This window comes from Faecalibacterium langellae (assembly GCF_002549775.1).
Taxonomy (GTDB): Bacteria; Bacillota; Clostridia; order Oscillospirales; family Ruminococcaceae; genus Faecalibacterium; species Faecalibacterium langellae.
In genome coordinates this window covers 74,249-100,806 of sequence record NZ_NMTR01000014.1, presented here as the reverse complement: position 1 = coordinate 100,806, position 26,558 = coordinate 74,249, and the positions used below count along the sequence as shown (strand labels likewise).

Here is a 26,558-nt window from a genome sequence, read left to right as displayed (position 1 = left end):
ACGGCCGGGCCGTCAAGCGGCAAACCGGCCAAAAATAACGCGTGGAACGGTTCAAATTGTGAATCGTCCTGCAAAAGTACGACTTCATCTGCTGTGTACGAGCATCACCTGCGGGCGCACTCGCCGTCCAGACCGGCGGCAAGGCGGATGCCGTGGGCAAGGCTGGGCAGGATGTATTCCAGATTCTCCTTTACGGCCTTGGGGCTGCCCGGCAGGTTGACGATGAGCGTCTTGCCCCGCAACACGCTGGCGGCGCGGCTCAGCATCCCGCGCGGAGTGATGGTAAGGCTGTGGTACCGCATGGCCTCGGCAATGCCGGGGGCGTTGCGGTCGGCTACCGACAGGGTAACTTCCGGCGTGATGTCCCGGGGCGCAAAGCCGGTGCCGCCGGTGGTGAGGATCAGGTTCACCTGGCGGCCGTCGGCCAGCCGCAGGAGCTGGGCTTTCAGCTGGGCGGCATCGTCCGGCAAAAGCAGTGCTTCCTCCACCTTGTAGCCCGCGGCCGTGAGCATTTCCACAATGAGCGGGCCGCTTTCATCCTCCCGCTCGCCGCGGCTGCCTTTATCCGAAAGGGTGATGACCGCCGCCCGCAGGGGCAGGTCTGCCGGGGTGGGCAGCAGGGTCATTTCGTCGCCGGTGCGGATGGTGCCGCCTTTGACCACCCGGGCGAACACCCCCTCGCGGGGCATGATGCAGTCGCCGGTCTGCCTGCGGATGGCGCAGTCGCTGTGGCACTCCTTGCCGATCTGGGTCATCTCCAGCACGGCGTCCCCGATGGCAAAAAAGCTGGGAACCGGCAGGGCGGCAAAGTCGAAGCCTTCCACCACCAGATTTTCGCCAAAGGCACCGTAATCCACCCAGATCTTCGCGCGGAAAGCTTCGATCTTTTCTGCACTCAGCAGGCTGACCTGCCGGTGCCAGCTGCCGCCGTGGGCGTCGCCCACGATGCCCCACTCCGGGGTCAGCACCGCGCTGGGCACAGCCGTCTTGGCGGTGCCGCGCCGGGAGCTGGTGCAGATGGCCAGAATTTTTCCCATGATGTTTATCCTCCGATCTGGTACATGCCGCGGGTGGCGGGCATGGAGCGGTCCTCAAAATGGTGCTCGCGGGGCTTTTCAAAAACGACTTCCCGGATGGCCTGCAGAAGCTGCTCATCGGACGCGCCGCCGCGCAGCAGAGCGCGCAGGTCGGTGCCCGTTTCGCTGGCAAGGCAGGGGCGCAGAAAGCCCTGGCTCGTCAGACGTACCCGGTTGCAGGACCCGCAGAATTTGCCGTGCACCGCCGCGATGAAGCCCACGCTCCCCTGCCAGCCGGGCGCGGTATAGTACACCGCCGGGCCGTCGCCGAAAGCTGCACCGGACACCGGCCGCAGCTGCGGCCAGCGGCGGGCAAGGCGGGCCAGCAGTTCCGGGCCGGAAAGGCAGGGCAGCGCAGCCCCACAGCCGATGGGCATCATCTCGATGAACCGCACCTGCAGCGGGTATTCCTGTGCAAGGGCCGCAATGGTTTCCAGCTCACCCTCGTTCACGCCCGCCTGCGGCACACAGTTCAGCTTGACCGGGATGCCGCTGGCAAGGGCGGCCCGGATGCCTTCCAGCACATGGGCCAGCTCGTCCCGGGCCGTGATGCGCCGGAACGTCTCCGCGTCCAGCGTGTCGAGGCTGATGTTCACACTGTCCAGCCCTGCCGCCAGCAGGGCGGGCAGCTTTTCGGCCAGCCGCACGCCGTTGGTGGTCATGGTGACCTTGCGGATGCCGGGGGTGGCTTTCAGCCCGGCCACCAGCTGCTCCACCCCCGGGCGCACCAGCGGTTCGCCGCCGGTCACGCGCACGGTGTCCACGCCGCACCGGGCAAACAGCGCCGCCAGCCGCAGGAATTCTTCATAGGTCAGAATGTCCCCATGGGCCAGCTTCTCTACGCCCTCCGGCATACAGTAGCGGCAGCGCAGGCTGCACAGGTCGGTGACGGACAGGCGCAGGTAGTGGATGTTGCGGCCGTATGCGTCAAACATAGCCGCCCTCGGCCCGGACGTAGTGCCCGCTCTTGCCGCCGGTCTTTTCCACTAAGCCGATCTCGCCCAGCTCCATGCCCTTGTCCACGGCTTTGCACATGTCGTAGATGGTGAGCAGCGCGGTGGAAACACCGGTGAGGGCTTCCATCTCCACGCCGGTGACGCCGGTGGTTTTCACGGTGCACACCGCCTCCACTGCCTGCCGCTCGGGCAGCAGCGTGAAGTCCACGCTGACTTTGGTCAGCGGCAGCGGATGGCACAAGGGGATGAGCTCACTGGTGCGCTTGGTGGCCATGATGCCTGCAATGCGGGCCACGCCCAGCACGTCACCTTTTTTCACGGTGCCGCGCTCCACGGCATCAAAGGCTTCGGCGTTCATGGTAATGATGCCCCGGGCCACGGCCTGCCGGGCCGTGACGGGCTTCTCGCTCACGTCCACCATCACGGCATTGCCGGCGGCATCAAAATGGGTCAGATTCGTTTCACTCATAACGATTATATCTTTCAAATTAAAATAAATCAAATCAGTAAGCCGGTCTCGCCCTCTCCGTCATCACTTGCATGATGCCACCTCTCCCAAAGGGAGAGGCAAGAAGCTTCTCTCAGCCCTTGGCTCCCCCTTTGAGGAAAGACTTCCCCCGGCCGGGGGAAGATGTCGCATAAGCGACAAAAGGGGGACTCTGGCGCGTCAGCGCCTGAGAGGGTTCTCAGCAGTGCCCGAACCCGCAGTTGGGCCAGCGGCACTCGGCGCAGCCCAGGCACAGGCCGCCTTCGCCCAGGCGGGCAATGTCCTCGGCGGTGATGGGGTCGTCGGCCAGCAGGCGCGGCAGCAGCAGGTCAAAAATAGTGCGCTTGGCGTACATCACACAGCCGGGCAGGCCGCACACCGGCACGCCGTCCAGATAACTCACGAGGAACATGGCCCCCGGCAGCACCGGCGCACCGTAGGTGATGATCTCTGCCCCGGTGTTCTTGATGGCCAGCGGGGTGCGGTCGTCGGGGTCCACGCTCATGCCGCCGGTGGTGAAGATGAGCTCGCAGCCTGCGGCTTTCGCTTCCAGAATGGCGGCGGTGATGCCGGCGGGGTCGTCGTCGCAGGTCTTGTGGTAGGTCATCTCGCAGCCGTATTCGGCCAGTTTGCCCACCAGAATGGGGGTAAATTTATCCTCAATGCGGCCCTTGAACACCTCGCTGCCGGTGGTGATGACCGCGAACTTTTTCGGGTGGAAGGGCAGCACGTTCAGGATGGGTTCCGGGCCTGCTGCGGCCTGCATGGCGTCCATCTTCTCCTGCTCGATCACCAGCGGGATGATGCGGGTGCCGGCAAGCTTCTGGCCCTTTTTCACGGGCAGGTCGCCGTGGATGGTGGCGATCATCATCTGGGGTGTGCGGTTCACGGCCAGCAGCGCGGCGCGGTCGATCTTCAAAAGGCCGGCACAGTCGGCGATGAGCTCGATCTTGCCCTCCTTCGGCTCGGTGCCATGGATGTTGCGGCCCGCCGCTGCTTTGTACAAAAGGGCGGCGGCTTCGTCCTCGTGCAGGATGCCGGGGCGCTTTTCCCAGACATAGAGGTTCTCTTTGCCGATGGAGAGCAGCACCGGGATATCCTCCGGCTGCACGATGTGCCCCTTGCGGAAGCGGGCACCCTTGAACTCGCCGGGGATGATCTGGGTGATGTCGTGGCAGAGCACCTGCCCCACCGCGTCTTCGGTACGGATCAGTTTCATGGTGTGCCTCCGTTACAGCGTGGGCATCTGGGCAACGAGCCAGTCCGCCAGTGCCTGGGTATCCTCCAGCCCGAAATTCGCGCCCGGGATGTCGCCCACCACCGCCAGCGGCTGGATGGACTCCGGCGCGGCCGAGACCGCGCTGCGCACCACTTCGATCTTGGGCCAGCCGCTGTTCTGGAAGCCTTCCAGCAGCACCAGGTCGTAGCCGTGGCGCTCGAACAGGGCCAGCAGGTCCTGCTCGGTCAGGCGGAACTCCTCCGTCAGCAGGTAGCGCTGCCCGGAGTACACGGCCACGCCCTGGGCCCCGGCCTCCCGCAGCCGGCGGCCGTCGGTGCCGGGCGCATCCGGGGCAAAATCGCCGCCGTCGTGTTTGATGACCCCCACCTTCAGCCCGCGGCCGCGCAGGATGGGCAGCAGTTTTTCCAGCAGAGTGGTCTTTCCGCTGCCATGCACGCCGCTGACGGCCAGCACCGCCGGGCGTTTCAGCTCAAGCTGATCGGCCAGAGCCTGTTTCGATTCACTGTACAAAGCAAAGCACCTCGTTTTCTCCTTTTCCGTGCAGCTTCCGGTTTGTTTGAATGTTACCAGCATATCGGTTTTGCGTCAAAAAGTCAAGGCCGCAGCCGTATCTGCCTGCAAATGGCCGCACTGCCAAAACCGCCCCGGCTTCCTATTGCGGAAACCGGGGCGGTTCGTTATGCTTTCTCGGTGCTTTTCATGCGCACATTTTCAGGCCCGTTCCAAACAACATGTGCAGATTTCCTTCTTCCATGCAACAGGGCATGAGCGGTTATTCTTCTGCCTGCTTTACAGGTGCTTTTTTCCTGCGCCGGATCAGAACGGTGCCGCCTGCCAGCACCACGGCCGCTGCGGCGGTCACAATGACCCAGGCCGGGACGCTGCTGCCGGGCACGACGGCCAGCTCTGCGGTATTCCCGGGCAGATCGAAGGCCAGATAGCTGCCGATCGTCTCGGTGCTCAGCTGCTTCCAGCTGCCGTCCTGCTTTGCATAAACCTTGTACTTTTTGCCGACTTCAAGGGGCAGATAGCGCACGGTATGGCTCTCCTGCCCGTCGTCCGGGATGGTGAGCTGCCAGCTTTCAACGGCATTGCGCAATTCTCCGGGCAGATCCCGCACCGAGACGGTCAGGCTGTCGCGGTCGCCGAACGATCCCTTGGCAAAGAAGACCGGCCGGCCTCGCGCTCATAGATGCTGGCAAGGGCGGTGATATAATCCGTATACACCGCTTCCACCACCGTATCCAGATGCAGATCCGTCAGTTTCGTGGTGCTCCAGCGGGCGGCGCAGCCCTCCTTTGCGGGCAGTTCCGGGTAGCCGGATTCATCCAGAGAATCGCCGTATTCCAGGTTCACCCGACCCAGAACATGGTCTTCATCCTTGAAGGTCACGGTGATCTGCCCGAACCGCTTGGGGGCGTTTTCCAGTGCGATCAGCGTCTCATAATCGGTGGGCTCTGCCTGCCCCGCCTTGCTCAGGCGGTCGATGTCCCGCAAAGTGTCGGAGACGAACAGGTTGCCGCTGAAGGTGCCCTCCATCCCGCCGGACTACCACCGCTTTCTGCGGGACTTCTACACCGAAGCCTTCGCCGGCATTCTGGTCAACTGGTTCCGCGAGAGCCATACCCCCGAAGAAAAGGAGAACACCATCGCGTATCTCTCCCAGTTCGTGATGACCTCGCTGCCCGCCGTGCTCCGCCAGAACGGCAAATAACTCCGCATTGCTCCCCATTCGTGCCGTTTTGTTGGTTTTCCTGCGGCAAAGATTCTGTTATCATGGAGACACTCTAACAGAAAGAAGCCGTTTTTCATGACAGAACACCGTTATCAGATCCAGGTCTCCACCCAGCTCGGCATGCGCCGGGGGACGCTCACATGGACCGAACAGGGCAGCGCATTGCAGGGGACGCTGCACTTTCTGCACCGGGCAAATCCGTTTTCCGGGCAGGTCTGCTCTGCCGGCCGGCGCGTCTTTTCCGGCCAGATCCAGACCCTTGTCTCCCGCATTTCCTATCAGGCCGACTGCGTTCTGGCCGGCAGCGGCCTGACGGGCACTTTCCACACGGCATCCGGCGATTACTCCATCGTCGGGGAAGCGTTCGGGCCGGAAAGCACCCTCAGCGAAGAAACGACCTGAGTCCTCTGTCCGCGCTTCTTTGGCAGAATCATCGCTGTTTTACTCCCCCCCCCCCCCCAAAAAAGCCGGAAATCATTCTTTCTTGCAGCAAAAAGCCCCTCGGCTTCTATTACAGAAACCGAGGGGCTTTGTTTGCTTTATTTGTGCTTGTCGAGCATCAAGCCCTCACGCAATTACTTGCGGGGGGTCTTGATAGCAGCCTGAGCGGGTGCCAAAATTACAGAGCGTTCCTCGCTTCATTCGTTCTATGCGATCACTCTCAATCTCATAGCCTTTTTTCAAATCCGCCATGGATCAGAGGACCTACAAAGAATGTGACGAAGGCATTGGGATCCTGCTCGTGAATAATTTCCTGCAGCTCCCCGATTTCATACTTGTTCACGGCACAGAAAAGGATCTTCTTAGGGTGGTTGGTGTACGCACCGTATCCGTTCCAGAAGGTAACGCCGCGCCCCATCTTCTGCAGGATTTCAGTCTGCACAGTGGAAACATCCGTAAATATCAGGGCCGCCACATTGATGTTCTGGTCGTGAAACCTATCTGCCACCGTATACAGGATTGCCACAAAGATGATGGAGTACATCGTAGTTTCCAAATCAAAAAGGAATAGGCAGACCGAAAAGAGAACCGCATTGACATAAATGGAAAGCCGTCCGCTTTTAAAATCCGGGTATTTCTTTACCAGACACATGCATGCAATGTCCATGCCGCCGCAGCACCCACTGCCCCGCAGCGCATAGCCGACACCTACACCACAGAGAATAGCGCCGAAGATACAGTTCAGCAGCACATCCTCCACAAGGGGTGCTTTGAGCGGCGGAAGTACTGAGAGAAGCAACGTCTGCACTGCTACCGAGAGCATGGTTTTGATGCAGAACCTGCGGCTCATGACCCGGTATCCTATCAGGAACAGCGGTACATTGATGAGGAAATTGATCATACCAACAAGGTTTGCATCACTGCGGATCGCAATGAATCTGCGCAGAAAAATCTCTATAATCTGAGCCAGGCCAATCACACCGCCAAAGTTGATACCATTGGGGGTGACAAACAGGTAGATACCCAAAGTCAGCAGTGTGGAGCCAAATATCAGATCAAAATACTGCTTATATGCTTTATTCATAGCATTCTTCCCGAATCTTCTGTGCATACCAGCCAAAAGAATCTTTTTTGTAGCGGGCGAGGTCTCCGGTGCCGTCGTTATGTTTATTTACATAGACCAGTCCGTACCGCTTATCCATTTCACCGCCGCCCGCGCTGACCAGATCGATGATGCCCCAGACCAGATATCCCATGCAGGGAATGCCGTCCTCCAGAACTGCTTTTTTCATCTGGGTGATATGAGCATCGAGATACTCCACCCGGTAGGGGTCATGGACGGAACCGTCCACTTCCAGAGTATCCTCCACGCCCAAACCATTTTCCACAATGAACAGCGGCTTGTGATAGCGATCATACAGATCATTCATGGTCACGCGCAGGCCGACCGGGTCGATCTGACGTCCCCATTTCGTGATCTGCAAATACGGGTTGCGCAGGGTAGTAATGGCGTTGCCATCCGCCACATTTTTCAGATGCTCCGGATCCGTGGAGATCAGCCTGGAGGAATAGTAACTGAATCCCAGAAAATCGCAGGTGTTCTGAGCCAGAAGTTCGTCATCACCCGGCTGTTCGTCCAGCGTGATGCCCAATTTTGCAAAGTAATTCCGGGCAAATCCGGAGTAACAGCCGTTCAATTGGACATCCGGAAAAATGTAATTTTTGTTGTTACTGATACGTGCTTCCATCACATCATTGGGGTTGCAGGAATAGGGATAAAAGCTTCCGGCCGCCATCATGCATCCGATTCGGAAATCCGGGTTGATTTTTTTACCGGTCCGCACCGCGCAGGCACTTGCCACCAGCTGGTTATGCGCGGCATTGTACACGATCTGGTTGAACTCCGGGTCGTCCTTGTCCACCAGCAGGCCACCGCCCAGATAAGGGATGTGAGTGATCATGTTGATCTCATTGAAGGTCATCCAGTATTTTACCAGATTCCGGTAGCGGTCAAACACGGTGGCAGCGTATTTTTCATACAGTGCGATCAGCCTGCGGTCTGCCCAGGCACCGTATTTCCGGATCAGGGCTTCCGGCACATCAAAGTGGCACAGGGTGACCACCGGCTCTATCCCGTACCTACGACACTCCGTAAACAGCTCCTCGTAAAAACGCAGGCCATCTTCGTTCGGGGCGTTCTCTTCCCCGGTCGGATAGATCCGCGTCCATGAAATGGACAGACGCAGCGCCTTGATCCCGATTTCTGCAAGAAGGCGGATATCCTCTTTGTATCGATGATAAAAATCAATTGCTTCCCGGCTAGGATAATAATCGTACTGCGTTTCCAGAATGTTTCCCGGATGCAGCATGGCATTCCATCTGCCGTGGGCTGCATCCGGCAGGAAGTCAGCAGACGCAGGCAGCCTGCCGTCTTCCTGCCAGGCACCCTCGCACTGGTTAGCAGCAAGTGCTCCACCCCACAAAAAATCGGACGTAAGTTTCATAATACCTCCAACGCCCCGGGACGCATGCGCTCCCCGGGGCGAACAAAATTTTGAGATCAGTGTTTCTTCAAGATTTCCTCGTCAAAGCCAAAGAGAATCGTAAGTACACAGGATGCTACGATCGTCACGATGATTGCAATAACCATAGCCACGATGGTATCCTCAAAGATCGGCAGGGCAAACAGGGAGGAAGAACCATACTCGTAGTTATGGGCACCCAGCAGAGCGGCCACGACACCACCGATGGCGCCGCCAAGGGAAACAGCCCACATAGGTTTCTTCAGCGGCAGGTTAAAACCGTAAATGGCCGGCTCGGTCACACTAGCAAAGATGCAGCCCACTGCAACGGACAGTGCTTCGGATTTGATTTCCTTGTCCTTTGCCTTGATGGCGATGCCCAGAGAAGCGCCGCCTTCTGCCATGTTGGACAGCAGCATACCAGGGCGGAACAGGGGATCAAAACCATTTTCCGACAGCAGCTGGATCATGGGAGCTCCCAAGGTCATGTGCATACCGGTCATGACCATGTAGGGGAACAGAGCCGTAAACAGCGCAACCGTGATGGGGCCTGCAATGTTATACAACCACAGGATCGCGGCGGTGACATAGGTGCCTGCCAGCTGACCCAGAGGCGCCAGTGCAAGGATCGAGACGGCATAGGTGGCGGCCATTGTCAACGTACCGACAAAGATAGGCTTGAACACACCGGGGATCACTTTGTTCAGGAATTTTTCCACATAATACGCAACGATTGCCAGCAGCAGCGCAGGAAGCAGAGAACTGCCGTATCCTTTCAGGGCAACATTGATACCAAACATGGTGACTGGATCGCCAGCACTTACAATAGCCGTCCACTCAGGGGCGACCAGTGCACCGGCCACGACCATGGAATATGTGGGGGTCGCGCCCAGTTTCTTGGCCGCTCCATAAGCGACCAGAATGGGCATGAAGTAAAACACCGCATTGCCCACGATGCTCAGCAGCGTATAGGTAGAGCTGTCCGCAAAGGGAGCATAAACCTTGGAGATCAGCAGCAGGAACACCTTGATCATACCGCCGCCGATCAGTGCCGGAACCATAGGCTGTACGGCAGCGGAAATGTAACCAATCACTGCCTGCCCAACCGAAATCTTTTCGCCTTTCAGGTCACCGTCCAGTTTTTCGTCCACAGCACCGCCATCGCTGTAGCCCAGCTTCAGCACTTCTTCATAAACCTTCAGCAGATCCTTGCCGATGATGACCTGCAGCTGGCCGCCCTGATAGGTGACGCCCAGCACACCATCCAGATCATTGATGGCTTTCTGGTCTACCTTCTTGACGTCCTTGACCGTCATGCGCAGACGGGTCATGCAGTGAAATACGGAAGTAACATTTTCCTTTGCTCCAGCCAACGTCATGATATTCTGCGCCAACTGTTTGAAATCTTTTGCCATTGTAACATCCTCCAAAAAATCTTCCTGGATGGTAACGGACAGAATGTTCCGGTTCAGTTCCGTACCGGAAACCCCATCCAAACGGTTCAGTTCTTCTAGATCTGCCATACCGCTGTCTTTCACAGTGATATACAGGTGCTCTCCGTCAAAACGTTTTCGTGCAACATTGCCTTCACCACCGATGTGATGTATGATAGTTTGAAAGAATGCATCCTGTTTCATGGCTGATCCTCCTGATTTTTTATCTGAAAAACGATGCGGGCCCTGCACCGCTGTTCATTCAATATGTAATAAAAGATCCGGGCACAAAGCGCCTTCAAACTGCCTGAAAACGCAAGCGTTTTCAGGTCGGATGCGCTCTGTCCCCGGATCACGTCCCGCAAATGGCGAGTGCCGCTCCAAGCAACGGAAGCTGTTTATGTATTTTTCTGGCAGACGCGGTTGATATGTAACATCAAATAGAGAAGTTCCTCATCGTTACAGCACCAATTCTCCTGCTTTTGCAAGAAAGCCGCAATCTTTTTAGCACAGATATATGTTTTAGGGTAATCATTGGCCAGCATCTTTACCATGCTGCCACTCCCCGTTTCGCTCTGAGTACCGCTCATCAGCCGTTGGATGAGATAGCGGATATGCATCGTGAACCGGTAGTAACTGTAGCTGTCCTTATCCAGTTTCAGGTTCATTTCCCGCTCCACAATGGACTCCACGCCTTCCTGAATCTCCAACGCCTTTACGAGGGAATGGATCTCGCTGTTTTCGATTTCAGCATTGATCAAATGCATTGCAATGCTGACCGCTTCGGAATCCGGAAGTGAGACCCCCGTGTATTCCTTCAGGATATCCAATGCTTTTACGCCCAGATCAAACTCATTGGGATACAGATGACGGATATCATAGGCAATGGGGATCGTCAGGTTCAATCCGCTGCGAAAGCGCTCCACCGCAAAGTTCAGGTGGTCGGCCAGCGTCAGCGGCAGGTTGGAGTTAAGGGTCGTATTCAGTACGACCTGCGCATCTTCTGTAATGTCGGCACTCGCCAGAAGAATCTCCTGCGGAAGAGTACTGATCATCTCAAAATAACGCGGGTCGATATCGTAAAACGTGCGGTCTATCCGCGACATATCCGTCAGTTCGTATGGAACCGCCGGAAACCCGATGCCCTTACCAATCACGATCAGTTCCTTCCCGCGGGAGTCCTGAGCAACAGCGGCACTGTTATTGATTTTCCGAACAATTCGCATAGCACCCATCCCTCTCCGTTTCGGATAAAGAAAAAACCTCGGACTGCAGTCACAATTATACCTGCAGGTATAGACGCTCTACCGAGCACTATCCTTTGTTCACAAGTACAACTGACGCTTCCGAGGAATCACGTGTTGTAATAAGATGTTAACATAAAATTCATAGAGATTCCATTCGCCTTTTTTACAATTTTATCGGTCATTTTTTGTGCATAAATACTTCTTCTTTTAACTTTAAACCATTCATAAGTCCACCACCTTATTCGACCGATGTACGCTTTCTTTTCTATTATTGGAACCTCTTTCCGCTTACAAAACAAGATGCAAAAAAGCTCTTAGCCTCCATTACAGAAGCCAAGAGCTTTTTTCTTCTTTGTCCTATCAGATTTTATTTCCGGGGAGACTTAATCGCAGCCTGGGCGGGTGGCAAAATTACAGAGCGTCCGCACGTACTCACATCTGGTACAGTGCCACCATCAGCGGCATCGTGACGATACACAGCAGGGTCGTTACCACATTGATAGCGCTTGCGTAGTCTGCATCTTTGCCGTACACCTGCGCCATCTGGGTCAGTGTGGATGCGGACGGCGTGCAGATGGCAAGCAGTGTAACCAGCAGTATTGTTCTGCCCTCCGGCACTAGTGCTGCAAGGCCGCTGTATTTCAACAGTACGATTCCTATCAGCGGGATGCCCACCAGACGCAGCAGTGTGATCCACCATAGTCTGTGATAGCTCATCAGTTTTTTCAGGTCCATTTCTGCGATCAGCATACCGAGTATCAGCATTCCCATTGGACCAACCATGCTGCTGATCGAATCCACCGCATCCTGCACCGGTGCAGGCAACTGGATCTGCAGCAGGAACAGCAGCACCCCAGCAAAAATGGCGATCATGTTGATATTGGTCAGAATCTTTTTCAGGTCGATTCCTTTTTCTCCGCAGAGCTTCATTTTAGCATGGCTCCACAGCAGAAAAAGCTGCACCGAAAGAAATGCGCTGGTGTAAATGACCCATTCCTTGCCCAGAATGGCCGTCACAATGGGAATAATAAGGTTCCCTGCATTGGAATAGATCAGCGAGGTTTCCTCTACACCATCCAGTTTCAGCACCTTACCCAGAAAACCGACCACCACGATCAGCACCAGATGCAGCAGCACTGCCGTAGCCAGTGCCAGCAGCAGACCGTTCAGAATCTCGGACTGATACTTCACCTGAAACGACGAGATGATCACACATGGCATGACCAGATACAATGAGATCATGGAGAGCACCTTGCTGTCCCGACTGCGGACGATGCCGCAGCGCACCAGCACAATGCCCAGAGCCATGACCAAAAACAGAGAAAGGATCTTTTTTGCCAGAATCAAACTTATCATATCGATATTCCTTTGCGGCAGCTGTTGTACGTGCTGCACCCTCACACAAAAAATCAAGTGCAGTATTTTTCTTGTTGTTTTGAAAAATACTGCACCGATCTTTTTTATTTGATTAGTCCTCGGCGGGAAGTTCCAGATCCTGTCCGTTGGAGGCGATCACCTTTTTGTAATACTCGAAGGAATCTTTCTTCCGACGCTGCAGGGTTCCGTTGCCCTGATTATCCTTATCCACATAGATAAAACCATACCGTTTTTCCATCTCGCCAGTGCCGGCACTCACGATATCGATGGGCCCCCACCAAGTGTAGCCGAAGATATCACAGCCGTCAGCCACAGCCTGCTGCAAAGCTTCGATGTGCTTTTTGAGGTACTCCATGCGGGCAGTATCGCGGATGCGGCCATCCGAGTCAATGGTGTCTGCCGTACCAAGGCCGTTTTCAGCAATGAACATGGGCTTCTGGTAGCGGTCATACAGTTCGTTGCAGACGAATCGCAGACCCACCGGGTCGATTGGCCAGCCCCACTTGGATTTTTCCAGATAGGGATTGTCCGCACCTACGTGACCGCCCGTATTGGAGCGGATCTTCATGCCGGCAATGTGGGTAGAGGTCATGTAGTAACTGAAAGCCAGATAGTCGTTGGTGTTCTGTGCAATCAGCTCAAAATCACCCGGCTCCATCTGCACCTGTACGCCCAGCTCTTCCCACTTGCGATCGATGTAAGAGGGGTAACGGCCGCGCAGCATCACATCCGAGAAGAACAGCGAACGCTGACGAAGCTGATAGGTTTCCATCACATCCTCCGGGCGGCAGGTGTTGGGATATGCTGTGCTCAAAGACAGCATGCAGCCGATCTTTGCACCCGGTATCATCTCATGGCAGGCTTTGACAGCCAGTGCATTGGCCACAAACATATTGTGTGCAGCCTGATACTGCCGTTGCGGTGCATTGGCATCATCTGCCACCACCATGCCGGCTGCCAGATAAGGCAGCTTGAGGGTGTTGTTGATCTCGTTGAAAGTCATCCAGTACTTGACCTGATCCTTGTAGCGCTCAAACAACACCTTGCAGTAGCGCTCAAAGAAGCCGACCAGCTTGCGGTTGTCCCAGCCGCCGTACTTTTTGACCAGCGCCAGCGGAGTCTCAAAGTGAGAGATTGTGATCACCGGTTCAATGCCCCAGCGGTGCAATTCCCGGAACATATCCTCGTAGTAGCTCAGACCCTTCTCGTTGGGCTCGGCATCGTCGCCGTTCGGGAAAATGCGACTCCATGCAATGGAGGTGCGCAGGCACTTCATGCCCATCTCGCCAAACATGGCAATGTCTTCTTTGTAGTGATGGTAGAAGTCGATCGCTTCATGAGAGGGATAGACGTGACCCTCATGCAGTTCCAGCGCCGGGTCCAGCTTGATGAAACGATCTTTGCCGGTCTCCAGCAGGTCGCAGATCTCTAAGCCCTTTCCATCTTCCAGATAAGCGCCCTCGCACTGATTTGCCGCCAGTGCGCCGCCCCATAAGAAGTTTTTTGCAAAGGTTTTCACAGCAGTTCTCCTTTTATCAGTTCTGAGCGGCCTGCTCTGCTTCTGCCTGCTTATTGGCAATGATCATGAAGGGGATATACACCAGAGTTGCCAGTGCCAGACCAATAATCTGCACTACAACACCCTGCCAGCCGTGGCCAATCAGTGCACTCAGCAGTACGGGCGTACCAAAGGCAACGTCAACGGTGTTGCAGGGCATAAAGCCAATCGTGCTTGCAAACAGTGCAGTACCGGAGCACAGCATAACAGAGAGGATGGAGGGAATCAGCATGGTGGTGTTCAAAACCAGAGGCAGACCAAAGACCATGGGCTCGCTGATGCCGAACAGTGCGGGGCCAATGGCAACTTTGGCAACAGCGCGATAATCTTCACGCTTAGACACCAGGAAGGTGGCCAGACAGACGGGCAGAGAAACCGGCAGAACCACAAATGCGACCCAGAAGCCGTAGGTGATGGGAGAGGACGGAGTCTGACCAGCAGCAACAGCGGCAACGTTTGCAGCCAGAGCAGCAGCCAAGAACGGGTCACGCACAGGCTTGATGATCAGGTCGCCATGGATACCCAGGAACCAGAATGCACGGCAGACCAGAATGATGATGAACAGACCGGCAGGGCTCTGGAATGCGTTCTCCAGAGGATGCTGGATGGTGGTGTAGATCCAGTCGGTCAGGTACTGGCCGCTGATCTGACGGAATGCGTAACCGCCAACGGAAACACCCAACAGGGTGAGCACGATGGGGATCAGAGCGTTGAAAGAAGTAGTGATAGCAGTGGGAACAGATGCCGGCATCTTGATCTTGAGCTTATCGAAGGTCATCAGGAAGGCGAACAGCTGGCTTGCCAGAATGGCGACCAGCATACCCACAAACAGACCCTGAGAACCCAATGCTGCACCGGGCAGGCCACTGGCGGTGCCAGTCTTGTCGTCCACCACTACAGAGACGATCTGCGGGCAGATGGTCAGATAGGAAGCCAGCGCCATAATAGCGGAGATGTGCTCCGGCACATTGTTCTTCTTGCCCAGCTTGAGACCGATCAGGAACACGATGGGCAGGGTCATGCAAGACAGCGTTGCAAAGTTTGCAGCGGTAAAGATAGGCTTCAGTGCTTCCAGTGCGGGGACCCACTTGGCAAGGCCAGTCGTAGTGCTGCACAGGATGGTGTTGAACAGGTTCATGAACGAGCCAACGATAACGAACGGCATGTAGATGGTGAACGAATCCTTGATTGCACCAAGGAACTTGTTTTCGTCCACTTTTTCGGCCACCAGGCTCATGCCATCAACGAACTTGTCGCTAAATTTACTCATGTTTTTTCTCCTCCAAAAGGGCTTATCCAAACGGCTCAGCCGTTGTTTACAAGATCCTCGGCCTGCTTCAGGATAGCAGCGCCGTTGCAGCGGCCATAGGCCAGTGCATCAATGACCGCCACCGGTGCACTGTCGCCCACAGTTGCCTTGACCTTGCGCTGTAGATGGCGCACCTGCGGACCCAGCAGCAGCACATCAAAGTTGCCGACGTTCTCCGCGATCTTGTTCTGATCCACAGCCCAGATCTCATAGTCCTTGCCCTGCTCCTTTGCGGCGTCCTTCATCTTCTGGACAACGACGCTCGTGGACATACCCAGGCAGCATGCCAACATGATTTTCATAACGATCCTTCCTTTCTTGTGTTCCGTGTTTATTTATGATTCTGCTTGTAGAGCTCGATGAACTCTTCTGCAAAATCGATGGACATGATTGCCATGGTCAGGTGATCCTCTGCGTGGATCAGCACGATGTTCAGTTCCACGCTCTTGCCCTGAGCTTCGCTCTGCAGCATATCGTTCTGTACATCGTGCGCCTTGGCCATCTGCTCTCTTGCTTCGGCCAGATTTTTTTCAGCCTGTTCAAAATTGCCGTTGCGGGCCTCCTCGATTGCCATCAGTGCCAGCGATTTTGCATCACCAGCGCAGGCGATAATTTCAAATGCAACTTCGTACTTCTCGTCATCAACCATTTTCTTGTTCCTCCAGTCCTTGTTCTTTTTGTCTCAGCAGCCCCAACAGGACCTCGAACCGGCGCTCTGCGATCAATTTGCAGATGCAGGCTTCATCGACCATAAGCTGCGCAACAACCTGATAGAATTTTTGCAGTTTAGCAGTGGCATCGTCCGCGATGGACACCAGAAATACCACCTGTACCTTTGCTTCGCCCCACTGCACGGGCTTGTCCAGAATGGCAAGGCAGACAAAGGTATCTTTGCTGACTGCCTTCCACGGATGCGGCATTGCCACCAGCCCACCAAACGAAGTGGCGGCCAGCGATTCCCGCTTTTTCACGAGCTGTAAAAAATCATCCGGCAGCTTTTTTTTGCCGCACACGAACCGGCACATCTGTTCCAGTACCTGCTCCCGTGTTTCGCAGTTGAGATGTGGCAGAAACAGCTCCGGGCTGAAATATTCTTCCACAGTCCCCTTTTTGCCCTGCATCAAGAGCTTTTTCATCTGGGTCAGTTCTTTTTCGGTGGGGAAGAACTGGATCTGTCGGATGGGCACCGGGACATAAATGGGAATAGGCACCGTGGAAAACACATAGTCGATCTTACTGAAGTTCACGCTCCGCAGCCCGATCACGTCACAGGTCTGTACCCGGCCCAAATTCTTGCCGAATTTCTGCTGGTAGCGGTAAGCCAGCAGCTGGGCGCTGCCTTTGCCGCTGGCGCAGACGATCAGGATGTTTTTAGGTGCCCACTCTTTGGCCTTCTGCCGTTCCAGTGCCAGCGCAAAGCTGACGGCGATATAACCGATCTCGTCCTCCTTGATGGGGTTCGGGCTGACGTTTCGCAGCACGCTGCACGCCTGCGTGGCCATTTCGTAGGCCAGCGGATACTCCCGCTTGATATCCTGCAGGATCGGGTTCTTCATCCGCATCCCACTCTTGATCCGCGCTAGCAAGGGCACCATGTGCATGCACAGGCCCATGCGCAATTCTAGATTGTCCCGGAAGTCGATGCGGAACGCCTCGTAGATATGCTCGATCATATCCGATACGATGCGGTTGACCTCCTGCGGAATCACCAAATTTTCATCCGAGGTCATTGCGTTTGCCCGGTACATCTGTTTGCCGTTCAGATGCATAGCAATGTAGTAGACCTCCGGCAGTGGAAAAGCCACGCCCGTCATGTTTTCGATCTGCACGGCGATGTGGCTGGCCACTTCTAGGATCCGCTCCGGAAGGTCCGCCTGCATGCCATCCGAGCTTTCTATCGCGTGCCCTGTGCGGATGCGCTCCACTGCGACCTCAAGGTGGACCGCCAGATTATCCAGCGCCATCGTGGACATGGCGAACTTTTCTTTTTCCAGCACCCGGCTGACCAGCTCCTGTATCTGCTGCCCGACCGGGCGGCTCTCGTCCCGCTGCGCCGCAATGCAGATCCTACGGTTCGTCTCACGGCCCACCACGCAGATGCCGTAGCCCGGTTTGCGGCGGATGCTCAGCCCGTATTCCGCCAGCTGCCGCTCCACTTCGCGCAGATCGTTGGAGATTGACCGCCGCGACACGAAAAACTGCTCGCTCAGATCATCCAGCTTGGAATAGCCATCCTTTTCCAGCAGATACTGTCTCAGCCGCTGTATCCGCTCCTGCGCGTCCTGCGGGATGCCGGTCCGTTCTCCCTGCTGTGGTTTGCTGCCCGACACATACGTCTGTGCATCCGTGATCTCAATGCCGAACCCCCTGCCGGGTTTGGCTGTGATGCAAAAGCCATTTTCCTGCATTTCCTTTGCGTAGGTCTTAATCAGGCTCCGCACTGTTTTGCCGCTGAGTTTCAGCTGTGCGGCCAGTTCATCCGCCGTCATAGGGCCACTTTTGTCCAGTATTTCAGCGATCGTCCAGATCCGCTCGTCCATCTTTTCACCTCCCCCAGCCTGTTGATTAGCACATTTATTTTCTTATCACTGTTAAAATTATAGCATTTTTGCTCAATTCGTTCCACGTCCAGAATTTCCACATCCACTCCGGAAATTGTTGCATGTATATTTTACCGTTTGGATATTCTGCCAGTCAACACAAAAACCGCCCCGGCTTCCTGTTACGAAAACCGGGACGGTTCATATACTTTATTGGTGCTCTCTCAAGCTCTCACGCAATTACTTGCGGGGGTTCTTGATAGCAGCCTGAGCAGCAGCCAGACGTGCGATAGGCACGCGGAAGGGAGAGCAGCTGACGTAGTCCAGGCCAACGTTGTGGCAGAACTCGACGCTCGTGGGATCGCCGCCGTGCTCGCCGCAGATGCCCAGACCCAGATCGGGACGGGTCTCGCGGCCGTCATGTGCAGCCATCTTGACCAGCTTGCCAACGCCGATCTGATCCAGATGCTGGAACGGATCGCTCTCGTAGATCTTGTTCTCGTAGTAAGCGCCCAGGAACTTGGCAGCGTCATCACGGCTGAAGCCGAAGGTCATCTGGGTCAGGTCGTTGGTGCCGAAGCTGAAGAACTCAGCTTCCTTGGCGATCTCACCAGCGGTCAGAGCGGCACGCGGGATCTCGATCATGGTACCGACCTGGTACTTCATGTCAACACCGGCAGCAGCGATCAGCTCATCAGCGACCTTGACGACAACGTCCTTGACGAACTTCAGCTCCTTGACCTCGCCAACCAGCGGGATCATGATGTGCGGGGTGATCATGTAGCCGGTCTCAGCGGAAACGTTCAGAGCAGCCTTGATCACAGCGCGGGTCTGCATAGCAGCGATCTCGGGGTAGGTAACAGCCAGACGGCAGCCACGGTGACCCATCATGGGGTTGAACTCGTGCAGAGATGCAACCACATTCTTCAGGTCATCGAAGGTCATGCCCATGTCGGCAGCCAGCTCCTTGATGTCCTCGTCCTTGGTGGGCAGGAACTCGTGCAGAGGCGGATCCAGGTAACGGATGGTCATCGGGCGCTCACCCATGATGCGGTACATCGCCTCGAAGTCACCCTGCTGGAACGGCTCGACCTTGGCCAGAGCAGCCTCACGCTCCTCAACGGTGCGTGCGCAGATCATCTCGCGGACAGCCTTGATGCGGTCCTCAGCGAAGAACATGTGTTCGGTACGGCACAGGCCGATGCCCTCAGCACCCAGATCCACTGCCTGCTGTGCGTCACGCGGGTTATCAGCGTTGGTCATGACCAGCAGCTGACGAGCTGCGTCTGCCCAGCCCATGAAGCGGTTGAAGTTCTTGTTGCCGGTGGCAGCCACGGTAGCGACCTGCTCACCGTAGATGTTGCCGGTAGAACCGTCGATGGAGATCCAGTCGCCCTCAACGAACTTGTGGCCGTTGATCTCGAAGGTCTTGGCCTCCTCGTCGATCTTCACGTCGTTATCATTGCCGCAGCCGGAGACACAGCAGGTGCCCATACCACGAGCAACAACGGCTGCGTGGCTGGTCATACCACCGCGGACGGTCAGGATGCCCTGAGACACCTGCATACCGACGATATCCTCGGGAGAGGTCTCCAGACGGACCAGAACGACCTTCTTCATCTCGCCGGACTTGACCTTCTCCTCTGCTTCCTCAGCAGTAAAGACGATCTGGCCACAGGCAGAACCGGGAGAAGCTGCCAGGCCCTTGCCGACGACTTCGGCAGCCTTCAGGGCAGCTGCGTCGAACTGGGGATGCAGCAGGGTATCCAGCTGCTTGGGCTCCACGCGCAGGACAGCTTCCTGCTCGGTGATCATGCCCTCGTCCACCAGGTCGCATGCGATCTGCAGAGCAGCCTGAGCGGTACGCTTGCCGTTACGGGTCTGCAGCATGTACAGGTGGCCGTCCTCAATGGTGAACTCCATATCCTGCATATCGCGGAAGTAGTTCTCCAGACGGGTTGCGATCTCAACGAACTGATCGTACACCTCAGGCATCTGATCCTTCAGGTGGCTGATGGGAGAAGGAGTGCGCACGCCTGCGACGACGTCCTCGCCCTGTGCATTGATCAGGTACTCGCCCATCAGCTTCTTTGCGCCGGTGGCGGGGTCACGGGTGAATGCAACGCCAGTGCCGGAACGGTCGCCGGAGTTGCCGAATGCCATCTGCTGCACGTTGACAGCGGTGCCCCACTCGTAGGGGATCTCGTTCATCTTGCGGTAGACGTTTGCACGGGGGTTATCCCAGCTGCGGAACACGGCCTTGACAGCCTCGATCAGCTGATCACGGGGATCCTGGGGGAACGGCTTGCCCTCGTTCTCCTCATAGATCTTCTTGAAGATGCCCACCAGTTCCTTCAGGTCATCGGCAGTCAGGTCCACGTCGTTCTTGACGCCCTTGGCTTCCTTCATCTTGTCGATCTCGACCTCGAACAGGCTCTTGGGGACCATCATGACGACGTCTGCAAACATCTGCACGAAGCGGCGGTAGCAGTCGTATGCGAAGCGGGGGTTGTTGGTCTTCTTGGCCAGACCCTCAACAGCCTGATCGTTCAGGCCCAGGTTCAGGATGGTGTCCATCATGCCGGGCATGGACTGACGTGCGCCGGAACGGACGGAGACCAGCAGGGGGTTCTCGTTATCGCCGAAGGTCTTGCCGGTGATCTTCTCCAGGCCCTTGACGTGCTCGAAGATGTCAGCGGTGATCGCATCGTTGATCTGACGGTCGTCTGCATAATACTGGGTGCAGGCATCCGTGGTGATGGTAAAGCCCTGGGGAACCGGCATACCGGCGGCAGTCATCTCTGCCAGACCGGCGCCCTTGCCGCCCAGAGTATTCTTCATGGTGACCTTGTCGCCGCCGAAAGCATCATTGCCTTCGCTGAAGTAGTACAGATACTTTTTGCTCATGCGTTGTTTACCTCCCATTTTTGACCGTGATACATCTGCACACGGTCTCATCGCTTGCCTTGTCTTACTGAGTCGATGAACATTGTTTTGTGAATGCCTAACTATTATACCAGAAAATCCATCTCTTTCCACCGGGCAAAATCCCGAATTTGTTTGCTGTTTTTTATGCAAATCCCTTGAATTTTACTAAGTTTTCCGGTAATATAAAATGGGAGAAAGTTCGAGAGGTTTTTCGTTTTCTGACGCGGTTTCTCGCCCTGTTGGATACAACTTTCCATCCCTGAAATTTCAAGCATTCTTTTTGTCGGCACAATACTCCTGTTGTATGCATCTTTGGATATGCAGGCAACATTTTTCCGGGTCTTCCGGGAAGCGCCTGCCGCCGGGAGTGCGTGCCGGGAAGGGAGATCTCACATCATGGAAAACACGGTTTCTTCCGCTGCGCTGAACGCAGCGCGTGAGCAGCTGGATGCCGCCGAAGCCGCCCGCGACGCCATTCTGCTGCAGCACATTGCAAACGGCGTCATCATCGACAGCCGCACGGTGCAGATCGCGCCGGACGTGGTCATTGCGCCGGGTGCCGTCATTCTGGCGGGCACCATCCTGCGCGGCAAGACGGTCATCGGCGCGGGCTGCGTCATCGGCCCCAACACCCTCATTGAGGACAGCATCGTGGACGAAGGCACCACTGTCAACGCCAGCCAGGTCTACGGCAGCCACCTGGGCCCCCACAACAACATCGGCCCCTTCACCCATGTGCGGGTGAACACCGTCACCGACTACGGCGTGCATCTGGGCGCCTACGTCGAGACCAAGAACTCCAACTTTGCCCGGGGCAACACGGTGAGCCACCTGACCTACATCGGCGACAGCGATGTGGGCAAGTACTGCAACTTCGGCTGCGGCACCGTCACCTGCAACTACGACGGCAAGGACAAGTTCCGCACCACCATCGGCGATTACTGCTTCATCGGCTGCAATACGAACCTCGTTGCCCCCGTGAAGGTGGGCGACGGCGCATATACTGCCGCCGGCAGCACCATCACCAAGGATGTGCCCGCGCAGGCGCTGGGCATCGCCCGGGAGCGCCAGACCAATCTGGACGGCTGGGCTGAACCCAAGATGGAAGCCTACATTGCCAAAAAGCAGAAACTGGAGGCCGAGCAGAACAAATAACTGCCCACCGAACGCATTCATCACCGCTGCACAGGATCGCCCTGCGCGGCGGTTTTTGCTTGCAGGAGCATCTTTTTCGCTTAAAATGTATATCTTTTTGCGCGCGCGTATGTTATACTTAGCAATTGCATCGGACTATTTTCAAAGAAAAGGGAAACACAATAACTATGAATGCAACTGATATCTGGCTGATCGCCGGTCTCGGCAACCCGGAAGCAAAATACGACGGCACCCGCCACAACGCCGGTTATGCCGCGCTGGACTACCTGGCCGGCAAGTGGGGCATCAGCGTCAGCAAGACCAAATTCGAAGGCCTGTGGGGCCAGGGCGAAGTGGACGGCCACAAGGTGGTCCTGCTCAAGCCCCTGACCTACATGAACCTTTCGGGCGACTCCATTGCGCCCACCGCGAACTTTTTCAAAATTCCCGCCGACCACGTCATCGTGCTGTGTGACGACATTACCCAAGCACCCGGCAAGCTGCGCATCCGGCCTTCCGGCTCGGCAGGCGGCCACAACGGGTTAAAGAGCATCATCGCGCGGCTGGGCGGCGACAACTTCCCCCGCATCCGCATCGGCATCGGCGCAAAGCCCCACCCGGACTACGACCTTGCCGCATGGGTGCTGGGCAAGTTCCCGGCCGAGGACGCCAAAGCTCTTGCTGACCGTTACCCCGACCTGGAAGCCGCCGCGAAGCTCATCATGGATGGCAAGCTAAGTCTGGCGCAGAGCAAGTATAACGGGTAAAGGGTTGCTTCTGCCGTTCCCGTTCACGCCCTACTCGTGAAAATGCGTTTTGAGCGCTCCGCAGAGCTTGTCGGGGCAAAGCCCTCCATCTGCTAACGCAGACCGCTCTGCCGCTTAAAAGCCCCACTGGGGCTTTCATTGCTACGCTACGCTCCGCAAACGCGGTCGCTCCAAACGCGAAATTATAAATAATTTTTCCGCTGATTATGCGCAGAGCAACGCGGAGCGCATTTTCAATGGTCATCCCAGCAGGAAAGGAGGTTTTTCCATGTACGAAGCCTTACTCAAGGCCACACCGGAATATCAGAAGGTCGCCGCAAGCTTTGGCTCCGCAGGGCCGGCGGCGCTGTTCGGCCTGCCGCCCGCGGGCCGCGCGCTGCTGTACGCCGCGCTGCAGAAAGACCTTGGCCGCGTGCTGTGCATCGTGACCCCCGGCGAAGCCGAGGCCACCCACTTTGCGGACGACCTCAAGGCGCTGGGCCTCTCCGCCGCCGTATTCCCGCCCCGGGACTTCATGCTGCGGCCGGTGGAGGGCGCAGGCCGTGAATACGAGTACCGCCGCCTGTCGGTGCTGGGTTCGCTGGCAGGCGGGCGGCTGAACGCCGTCTGTGTGCCCGCCGAGGCCCTTTTGCAGTACACAGTGCCCCGGGACGAATTCTTGAAGAACACCCTCACCCTCAAGCCCGGCATGGTATACAACCGTGAGGGCCTTGTGGCCCGGTTGTTTGCCGCCGGGTATGTGCGGCGCAGCCAGGTGGACGGCCCCGGCCAGTTCAGCGTGCGCGGCGATATCGTGGATATCTACGCGCCGGACATGCGCCAACCCGCCCGTGTGGAGTACTGGGACGACGAGATCGACTCCATCTCGTCCTTCGACCTGCTCACCCAGCGGCGGGATACGGCACTGGAAAAAATTTATCTCTCCCCTGCCCGCGAGGTGCTGTTCGGCGACACGGCGGAAACCGCCGAAGCTCTGCGCGCCGCCGTGAAAAAGGCCCGGGGCAAGCACCGCACCGCGCTGGAAAAGGCCACCGAAGCGGACCTCGCCCAGCTGGACGCCGGGCTGATGCCGGAAGCCATGGACAAATACTACGGCCTGCGCTACCCGGAACCGGCCACGCTGCTGGACCATCTGGATGCGCCGCTGTTCGTTCTGGACGAAGTGGGCGGCATCCGGGATGCGCAAAAGGCCACCGAGTTCCGCCGCAGCGAGGAGCTGACCGGCCTGCTGGAAGAAGGTGTGCTCTGCCCGGGGCTGGACGTGCTGTACCAGACCATGGAGGACCTTGCCGCCGCTGCCCAGAAGCAGAGCACCCTGCTGTGCGAGAACTTTCTGCGCGGCATGAACGAGTTCAAACTGAAAGACCTCATCAACGCCGAGGCCTTTGCCGCCCCCAACTGGAACGGCGACCTCGCTTCCCTGCGGGAGGACCTTGACCCGCTGATTGCGCAGGGATACGCCATCACTCTGTTCTCCGGCACACCCAAGGGTGCCGCCGCCCTGACCCGGGACCTTGCCGACAAGGGCTATGCCGTGAGCATGAGCCGCGATGTGCGGCCGGCCAAGGGCATCGTGCAGGTGCTGCCGGGCCATTTGACCGCCGGGTGCACCTTCCCGTTCGCCCATGCGGCGGTGCTTTCCAGCCGCCGGCACGGTCTGGACGAAGACACCGCTGCCGAGACCAAAAAGCGCAAAAAGAACAAAAACGCCCTGTCCAGCCTCTCGGACATCAAGCCCGGCGACTATGTGGTGCACCAGAGCCACGGCATCGGCATGTATGCGGGCATCCAGCGGCTGGAAGTACAGGGTGCCACCAAAGATTACCTCAAGGTGCAGTATTCCGGCTCGGACGTGCTGTATGTGCCGGTCACCCAGCTGGACCTGCTGAGCCGCTACACCGCCCCCGGCGACGAGGAAAAGGTGAAGCTGGCCAAGCTGGGCGGTGCCGAGTGGCAGCGCACCCGCGCCAAGGTGAAAAAAGCCACCGAGGAGATGGCGCAGGAGCTGATCGAGCTGTATGCCCGCCGCCGGCAGGCCACGGGCTACGCCTTCCCGCCCGACGGCGACTGGCAGCGGGACTTTGAGACCCGCTTTGACTACGACGAGACCGACGACCAGCTCAACGCCACCGCCGAGATCAAGCAGGACATGGAAAAAGGTTACCCCATGGACCGCCTGCTGTGCGGCGACGTGGGCGTGGGCAAGACCGAAGTGGCCCTGCGCGCCGCCTTCAAGTGCGTGATGGGCGGCAAGCAGTGCGCCATCCTGGCCCCGACCACATTGCTGGCGTGGCAGCACTACAACACCATCCTCTCCCGCATGGAAGCCTTCCCCGTGAAGGTGGAGATGATGTCCCGCTTCCGCACCGCCAAGCAGCAGAAGGAAACGCTGAAAGGCCTGCAGGCGGGCAGCGTGGACATCGTGGTGGGCACCCACCGGCTGCTGTCCAAGGACGTGAAGTTCCACGACCTCGGCCTTGTCATCATCGACGAGGAACAGCGCTTCGGCGTGAAGCACAAGGAAAAGCTCAAAGAGAACTTCATCGGGGTGGACATGCTCACCCTGTCCGCTACGCCCATCCCGCGCACGCTGAACATGGCCATGAGCGGCATCCGCGACCTTTCCACCATCGAGCAGCCGCCCATCGAGCGGCAGCCCGTGGAGACCTTTGTGCTGGAATACAACGACGTGATCCTTGCCGAAGCCATGAAGAAGGAGCTTGCCCGGGGCGGGCAGGTGTACTACCTGCACAACCGGGTGGACAACATCGAAGCCTGCGCCGCCCATGTGAGCAAGCTGGTGCCCGGCGCACGCATCGGCATTGCCCACGGCAAGATGACCGAGGAAGATCTGAACCCCGTGTGGCAGCATCTGCTGAACGGCGAGATTGATATTCTGGTGTGCACCACCCTCATCGAGACCGGCATCGACGTGCGCAACTGCAACACCCTCATCATTGAGGACGCCGACCGCATGGGCCTTGCCCAGCTGTACCAGATAAGGGGCCGCGTGGGCCGCAGCGGCCGCAAGGCTTACGCCTACTTCACCTTCCGGCGCGATAAGACCCTCACCGACATCGCCCAGAAGCGCCTTTCTGCCATCCGGGAGTTCACGGCCTTTGGTTCCGGCTTCCGCATCGCCATGCGCGACTTACAAATTCGCGGCGCGGGCAGCCTGCTGGGCCACAGTCAGCACGGCCACATGGAAGCCGTGGGCTACGATCTCTATGTGAAGATGCTGGGGCAGGCCATTGCCCGGGCCAAGGGCGAACCGGTGCAGCGCGACAAGAGCGAATGCCTTGTGGACCTGCGGGTGGACGCCTATATCCCGGAAAAATATATCGCGGACGGGCCGGGCCGCATCGAAGCCTACAAGCGCATCGCGGCCATCCAGACCCCCGAGGACGCCGCCGACGTGCTGGACGAGCTGATCGACCGCTACGGCGACCCGCCGCCCTCGGTGAGCGATCTTGTGAACGTGTCGCTGGTGCGGGTGCAGGCAAGCGCTGTAGGCGTCACCGAAGTGACCCAGAAGAAAGACACCCTCGTGCTGCAGCTGGAAAGCCTGGACGTGCCCATGATCCGCGGCCTGCTCATCGCCTTCAACGGCCGCGTCACCGCAGGCGCGGGCAACCGGCCCTACCTCTCGGTGAACCTGCAGCCGGATGAAAAGCCGCTGGAGCTGCTGCAGAGCATCCTGAAGGCGATGGATGAAATTCTAAAGCCTTCCCCCTCGGGGGAAGGTGGCCGCGAAGCGGACGGATGAGGGGCAGCAGCGGTCCGATGCCGTTTCCCACCGGCATTAAAA

General features: G+C 57.4%; 23 protein-coding genes. 5 read left to right on the top strand and 18 right to left on the bottom strand.

Translation table 11 applies throughout. The features are described 5' to 3' along the window. Positions 1 to 104: 104 nt before the first annotated feature. From CGS49_RS05790 to CGS49_RS05760, 7 genes are all read right to left on the bottom strand, one after another. Entirely contained in the window at positions 105 to 1,037 is a 933-nt protein-coding gene (locus CGS49_RS05790; protein ID WP_097800931.1) for an MOSC domain-containing protein, read from the bottom strand. Positions 1,038 to 1,042: 5 nt separating this feature from the next. Further along, positions 1,043 to 2,011 (bottom strand): GTP 3',8-cyclase MoaA, encoded by a 969-nt coding sequence (moaA, locus tag CGS49_RS05785; RefSeq protein WP_097800930.1) that lies wholly within the window; start codon positions 2,009 to 2,011, stop codon positions 1,043 to 1,045. Next, complete coding sequence (moaC, locus tag CGS49_RS05780; protein ID WP_097800929.1) at positions 2,004 to 2,501, bottom strand: cyclic pyranopterin monophosphate synthase MoaC; 498 nt, start codon at positions 2,499 to 2,501, stop codon at positions 2,004 to 2,006. The genes moaA and moaC overlap by 8 nt, the downstream gene beginning before the upstream one ends. Positions 2,502 to 2,718: 217 nt before the next feature. Further along, positions 2,719 to 3,738, bottom strand: a complete 1,020-nt coding sequence (locus CGS49_RS05775; protein ID WP_097800928.1) for a molybdopterin-binding protein — start codon at positions 3,736 to 3,738, stop codon at positions 2,719 to 2,721. Positions 3,739 to 3,750: 12 nt separating this feature from the next. Next, entirely contained in the window at positions 3,751 to 4,269 is a 519-nt protein-coding gene (mobB, locus tag CGS49_RS05770) for a molybdopterin-guanine dinucleotide biosynthesis protein B (protein WP_097800927.1), read from the bottom strand. Positions 4,270 to 4,531: 262 nt separating this feature from the next. Next, entirely contained in the window at positions 4,532 to 4,879 is a 348-nt protein-coding gene (locus CGS49_RS05765) for a hypothetical protein (protein WP_179859036.1), read from the bottom strand. Positions 4,880 to 4,887: 8 nt separating this feature from the next. Further along, positions 4,888 to 5,298 (bottom strand): hypothetical protein, encoded by a 411-nt coding sequence (locus tag CGS49_RS05760; RefSeq protein ID WP_143405817.1) that lies wholly within the window; start codon positions 5,296 to 5,298, stop codon positions 4,888 to 4,890. Here CGS49_RS05760 and CGS49_RS05755 point away from each other — a divergent pair. Further along, on the top strand, positions 5,276 to 5,473 hold the full coding sequence (locus tag CGS49_RS05755; RefSeq protein WP_097800924.1) for a hypothetical protein: 198 nt from the start codon (positions 5,276 to 5,278) through the stop codon (positions 5,471 to 5,473). The two genes, CGS49_RS05760 and CGS49_RS05755, sit on opposite strands and share 23 nt — an antisense overlap. A gap of 96 nt (positions 5,474 to 5,569) precedes the next feature. Beyond that, complete coding sequence (locus CGS49_RS05750) at positions 5,570 to 5,896, top strand: hypothetical protein (protein WP_097800923.1); 327 nt, start codon at positions 5,570 to 5,572, stop codon at positions 5,894 to 5,896. 265 nt (positions 5,897 to 6,161) lie between these two features. Here CGS49_RS05750 and CGS49_RS05745 read toward each other — a convergent pair whose 3' ends face one another. The 11 genes from CGS49_RS05745 to ppdK all read right to left on the bottom strand — a co-directional run bounded on the left by CGS49_RS05745 (position 6,162) and on the right by ppdK (position 20,828). Further along, positions 6,162 to 7,019 carry a YitT family protein gene (locus CGS49_RS05745; RefSeq protein ID WP_097800922.1) on the bottom strand — a complete coding sequence of 286 codons (858 nt, stop codon included), beginning with the start codon at positions 7,017 to 7,019 and terminating at the stop codon, positions 6,162 to 6,164. After that, complete coding sequence (locus CGS49_RS05740) at positions 7,012 to 8,439, bottom strand: glycoside hydrolase family 1 protein (RefSeq protein WP_097800921.1); 1,428 nt, start codon at positions 8,437 to 8,439, stop codon at positions 7,012 to 7,014. Before CGS49_RS05740 ends, CGS49_RS05745 begins: the two co-directional genes overlap by 8 nt. 56 nt (positions 8,440 to 8,495) lie before the next feature. Next, complete coding sequence (locus CGS49_RS05735; RefSeq protein WP_242975389.1) at positions 8,496 to 9,980, bottom strand: PTS transporter subunit EIIC; 1,485 nt, start codon at positions 9,978 to 9,980, stop codon at positions 8,496 to 8,498. A 308-nt stretch (positions 9,981 to 10,288) separates the two neighbouring features. Beyond that, entirely contained in the window at positions 10,289 to 11,116 is an 828-nt protein-coding gene (locus tag CGS49_RS05730) for a PRD domain-containing protein (RefSeq protein ID WP_005920859.1), read from the bottom strand. Positions 11,117 to 11,569: 453 nt separating this feature from the next. Continuing rightward, entirely contained in the window at positions 11,570 to 12,493 is a 924-nt protein-coding gene (locus CGS49_RS05725; protein WP_097800919.1) for an AEC family transporter, read from the bottom strand. Positions 12,494 to 12,605: 112 nt separating this feature from the next. Further along, entirely contained in the window at positions 12,606 to 14,033 is a 1,428-nt protein-coding gene (locus CGS49_RS05720) for a glycoside hydrolase family 1 protein (protein ID WP_097800918.1), read from the bottom strand. 16 nt (positions 14,034 to 14,049) lie between these two features. Further along, positions 14,050 to 15,342 (bottom strand): PTS sugar transporter subunit IIC, encoded by a 1,293-nt coding sequence (locus CGS49_RS05715; protein WP_097800917.1) that lies wholly within the window; start codon positions 15,340 to 15,342, stop codon positions 14,050 to 14,052. Between the two features lie 35 nt (positions 15,343 to 15,377). Beyond that, entirely contained in the window at positions 15,378 to 15,683 is a 306-nt protein-coding gene (locus CGS49_RS05710) for a PTS sugar transporter subunit IIB (protein WP_097777204.1), read from the bottom strand. A gap of 29 nt (positions 15,684 to 15,712) precedes the next feature. After that, on the bottom strand, positions 15,713 to 16,030 hold the full coding sequence (locus CGS49_RS05705; protein WP_097800916.1) for a PTS sugar transporter subunit IIA: 318 nt from the start codon (positions 16,028 to 16,030) through the stop codon (positions 15,713 to 15,715). Next, positions 16,023 to 17,921 (bottom strand): BglG family transcription antiterminator, encoded by a 1,899-nt coding sequence (locus tag CGS49_RS05700; RefSeq protein ID WP_097800915.1) that lies wholly within the window; start codon positions 17,919 to 17,921, stop codon positions 16,023 to 16,025. Before CGS49_RS05700 ends, CGS49_RS05705 begins: the two co-directional genes overlap by 8 nt. A 240-nt stretch (positions 17,922 to 18,161) precedes the next feature. Continuing rightward, the gene (gene ppdK, locus CGS49_RS05695) at positions 18,162 to 20,828 is read right to left on the bottom strand and encodes a pyruvate, phosphate dikinase (RefSeq protein ID WP_097800914.1); all 2,667 of its coding nucleotides are present in this window, start codon (positions 20,826 to 20,828) and stop codon (positions 18,162 to 18,164) included. A gap of 417 nt (positions 20,829 to 21,245) precedes the next feature. On the opposite strand from ppdK, the gene CGS49_RS05685 reads away from it, so the two are divergent. The 3 genes from CGS49_RS05685 to mfd all read left to right on the top strand — a co-directional run bounded on the left by CGS49_RS05685 (position 21,246) and on the right by mfd (position 26,516). Beyond that, positions 21,246 to 22,004 (top strand): DapH/DapD/GlmU-related protein, encoded by a 759-nt coding sequence (locus tag CGS49_RS05685; protein WP_097800913.1) that lies wholly within the window; start codon positions 21,246 to 21,248, stop codon positions 22,002 to 22,004. A gap of 167 nt (positions 22,005 to 22,171) precedes the next feature. Further along, positions 22,172 to 22,750 carry an aminoacyl-tRNA hydrolase gene (gene pth / locus CGS49_RS05680; RefSeq protein ID WP_097800912.1) on the top strand — a complete coding sequence of 193 codons (579 nt, stop codon included), beginning with the start codon at positions 22,172 to 22,174 and terminating at the stop codon, positions 22,748 to 22,750. Positions 22,751 to 23,018: 268 nt separating this feature from the next. Then, positions 23,019 to 26,516: a transcription-repair coupling factor gene (gene mfd, locus CGS49_RS05675; RefSeq protein WP_097800911.1), complete on the top strand. Its 3,498-nt coding sequence runs from the start codon at positions 23,019 to 23,021 to the stop codon at positions 26,514 to 26,516. Positions 26,517 to 26,558 lie beyond the last annotated feature (42 nt).

Bases quoted from the DNA above. Each gene is read 5' to 3' on its own strand.
- CGS49_RS05790 (WP_097800931.1), bottom strand. From the start codon at position 1,037: ATGGGAAAAATTCTGGCCATCTGCACCAGCTCCCGGCGCGGCACCGCC.
- moaA (WP_097800930.1), bottom strand. From the start codon at position 2,011: ATGTTTGACGCATACGGCCGCAACATCCACTACCTGCGCCTGTCCGTC.
- moaC (WP_097800929.1), bottom strand. From the start codon at position 2,501: ATGAGTGAAACGAATCTGACCCATTTTGATGCCGCCGGCAATGCCGTG.
- CGS49_RS05775 (WP_097800928.1), bottom strand. From the start codon at position 3,738: ATGAAACTGATCCGTACCGAAGACGCGGTGGGGCAGGTGCTCTGCCAC.
- CGS49_RS05760 (WP_143405817.1), bottom strand. From the start codon at position 5,298: ATGGAGGGCACCTTCAGCGGCAACCTGTTCGTCTCCGACACTTTGCGG.
- CGS49_RS05750 (WP_097800923.1), top strand. From the start codon at position 5,570: ATGACAGAACACCGTTATCAGATCCAGGTCTCCACCCAGCTCGGCATG.
- CGS49_RS05745 (WP_097800922.1), bottom strand. From the start codon at position 7,019: ATGAATAAAGCATATAAGCAGTATTTTGATCTGATATTTGGCTCCACA.
- CGS49_RS05740 (WP_097800921.1), bottom strand. From the start codon at position 8,439: ATGAAACTTACGTCCGATTTTTTGTGGGGTGGAGCACTTGCTGCTAAC.
- CGS49_RS05735 (WP_242975389.1), bottom strand. From the start codon at position 9,980: ATGGCAGATCTAGAAGAACTGAACCGTTTGGATGGGGTTTCCGGTACG.
- CGS49_RS05730 (WP_005920859.1), bottom strand. From the start codon at position 11,116: ATGCGAATTGTTCGGAAAATCAATAACAGTGCCGCTGTTGCTCAGGAC.
- CGS49_RS05725 (WP_097800919.1), bottom strand. From the start codon at position 12,493: ATGATAAGTTTGATTCTGGCAAAAAAGATCCTTTCTCTGTTTTTGGTC.
- CGS49_RS05715 (WP_097800917.1), bottom strand. From the start codon at position 15,342: ATGAGTAAATTTAGCGACAAGTTCGTTGATGGCATGAGCCTGGTGGCC.
- CGS49_RS05710 (WP_097777204.1), bottom strand. From the start codon at position 15,683: ATGAAAATCATGTTGGCATGCTGCCTGGGTATGTCCACGAGCGTCGTT.
- CGS49_RS05705 (WP_097800916.1), bottom strand. From the start codon at position 16,030: ATGGTTGATGACGAGAAGTACGAAGTTGCATTTGAAATTATCGCCTGC.
- CGS49_RS05700 (WP_097800915.1), bottom strand. From the start codon at position 17,921: ATGGACGAGCGGATCTGGACGATCGCTGAAATACTGGACAAAAGTGGC.
- ppdK (WP_097800914.1), bottom strand. From the start codon at position 20,828: ATGAGCAAAAAGTATCTGTACTACTTCAGCGAAGGCAATGATGCTTTC.
- CGS49_RS05685 (WP_097800913.1), top strand. From the start codon at position 21,246: ATGGAAAACACGGTTTCTTCCGCTGCGCTGAACGCAGCGCGTGAGCAG.
- pth (WP_097800912.1), top strand. From the start codon at position 22,172: ATGAATGCAACTGATATCTGGCTGATCGCCGGTCTCGGCAACCCGGAA.
- mfd (WP_097800911.1), top strand. From the start codon at position 23,019: ATGTACGAAGCCTTACTCAAGGCCACACCGGAATATCAGAAGGTCGCC.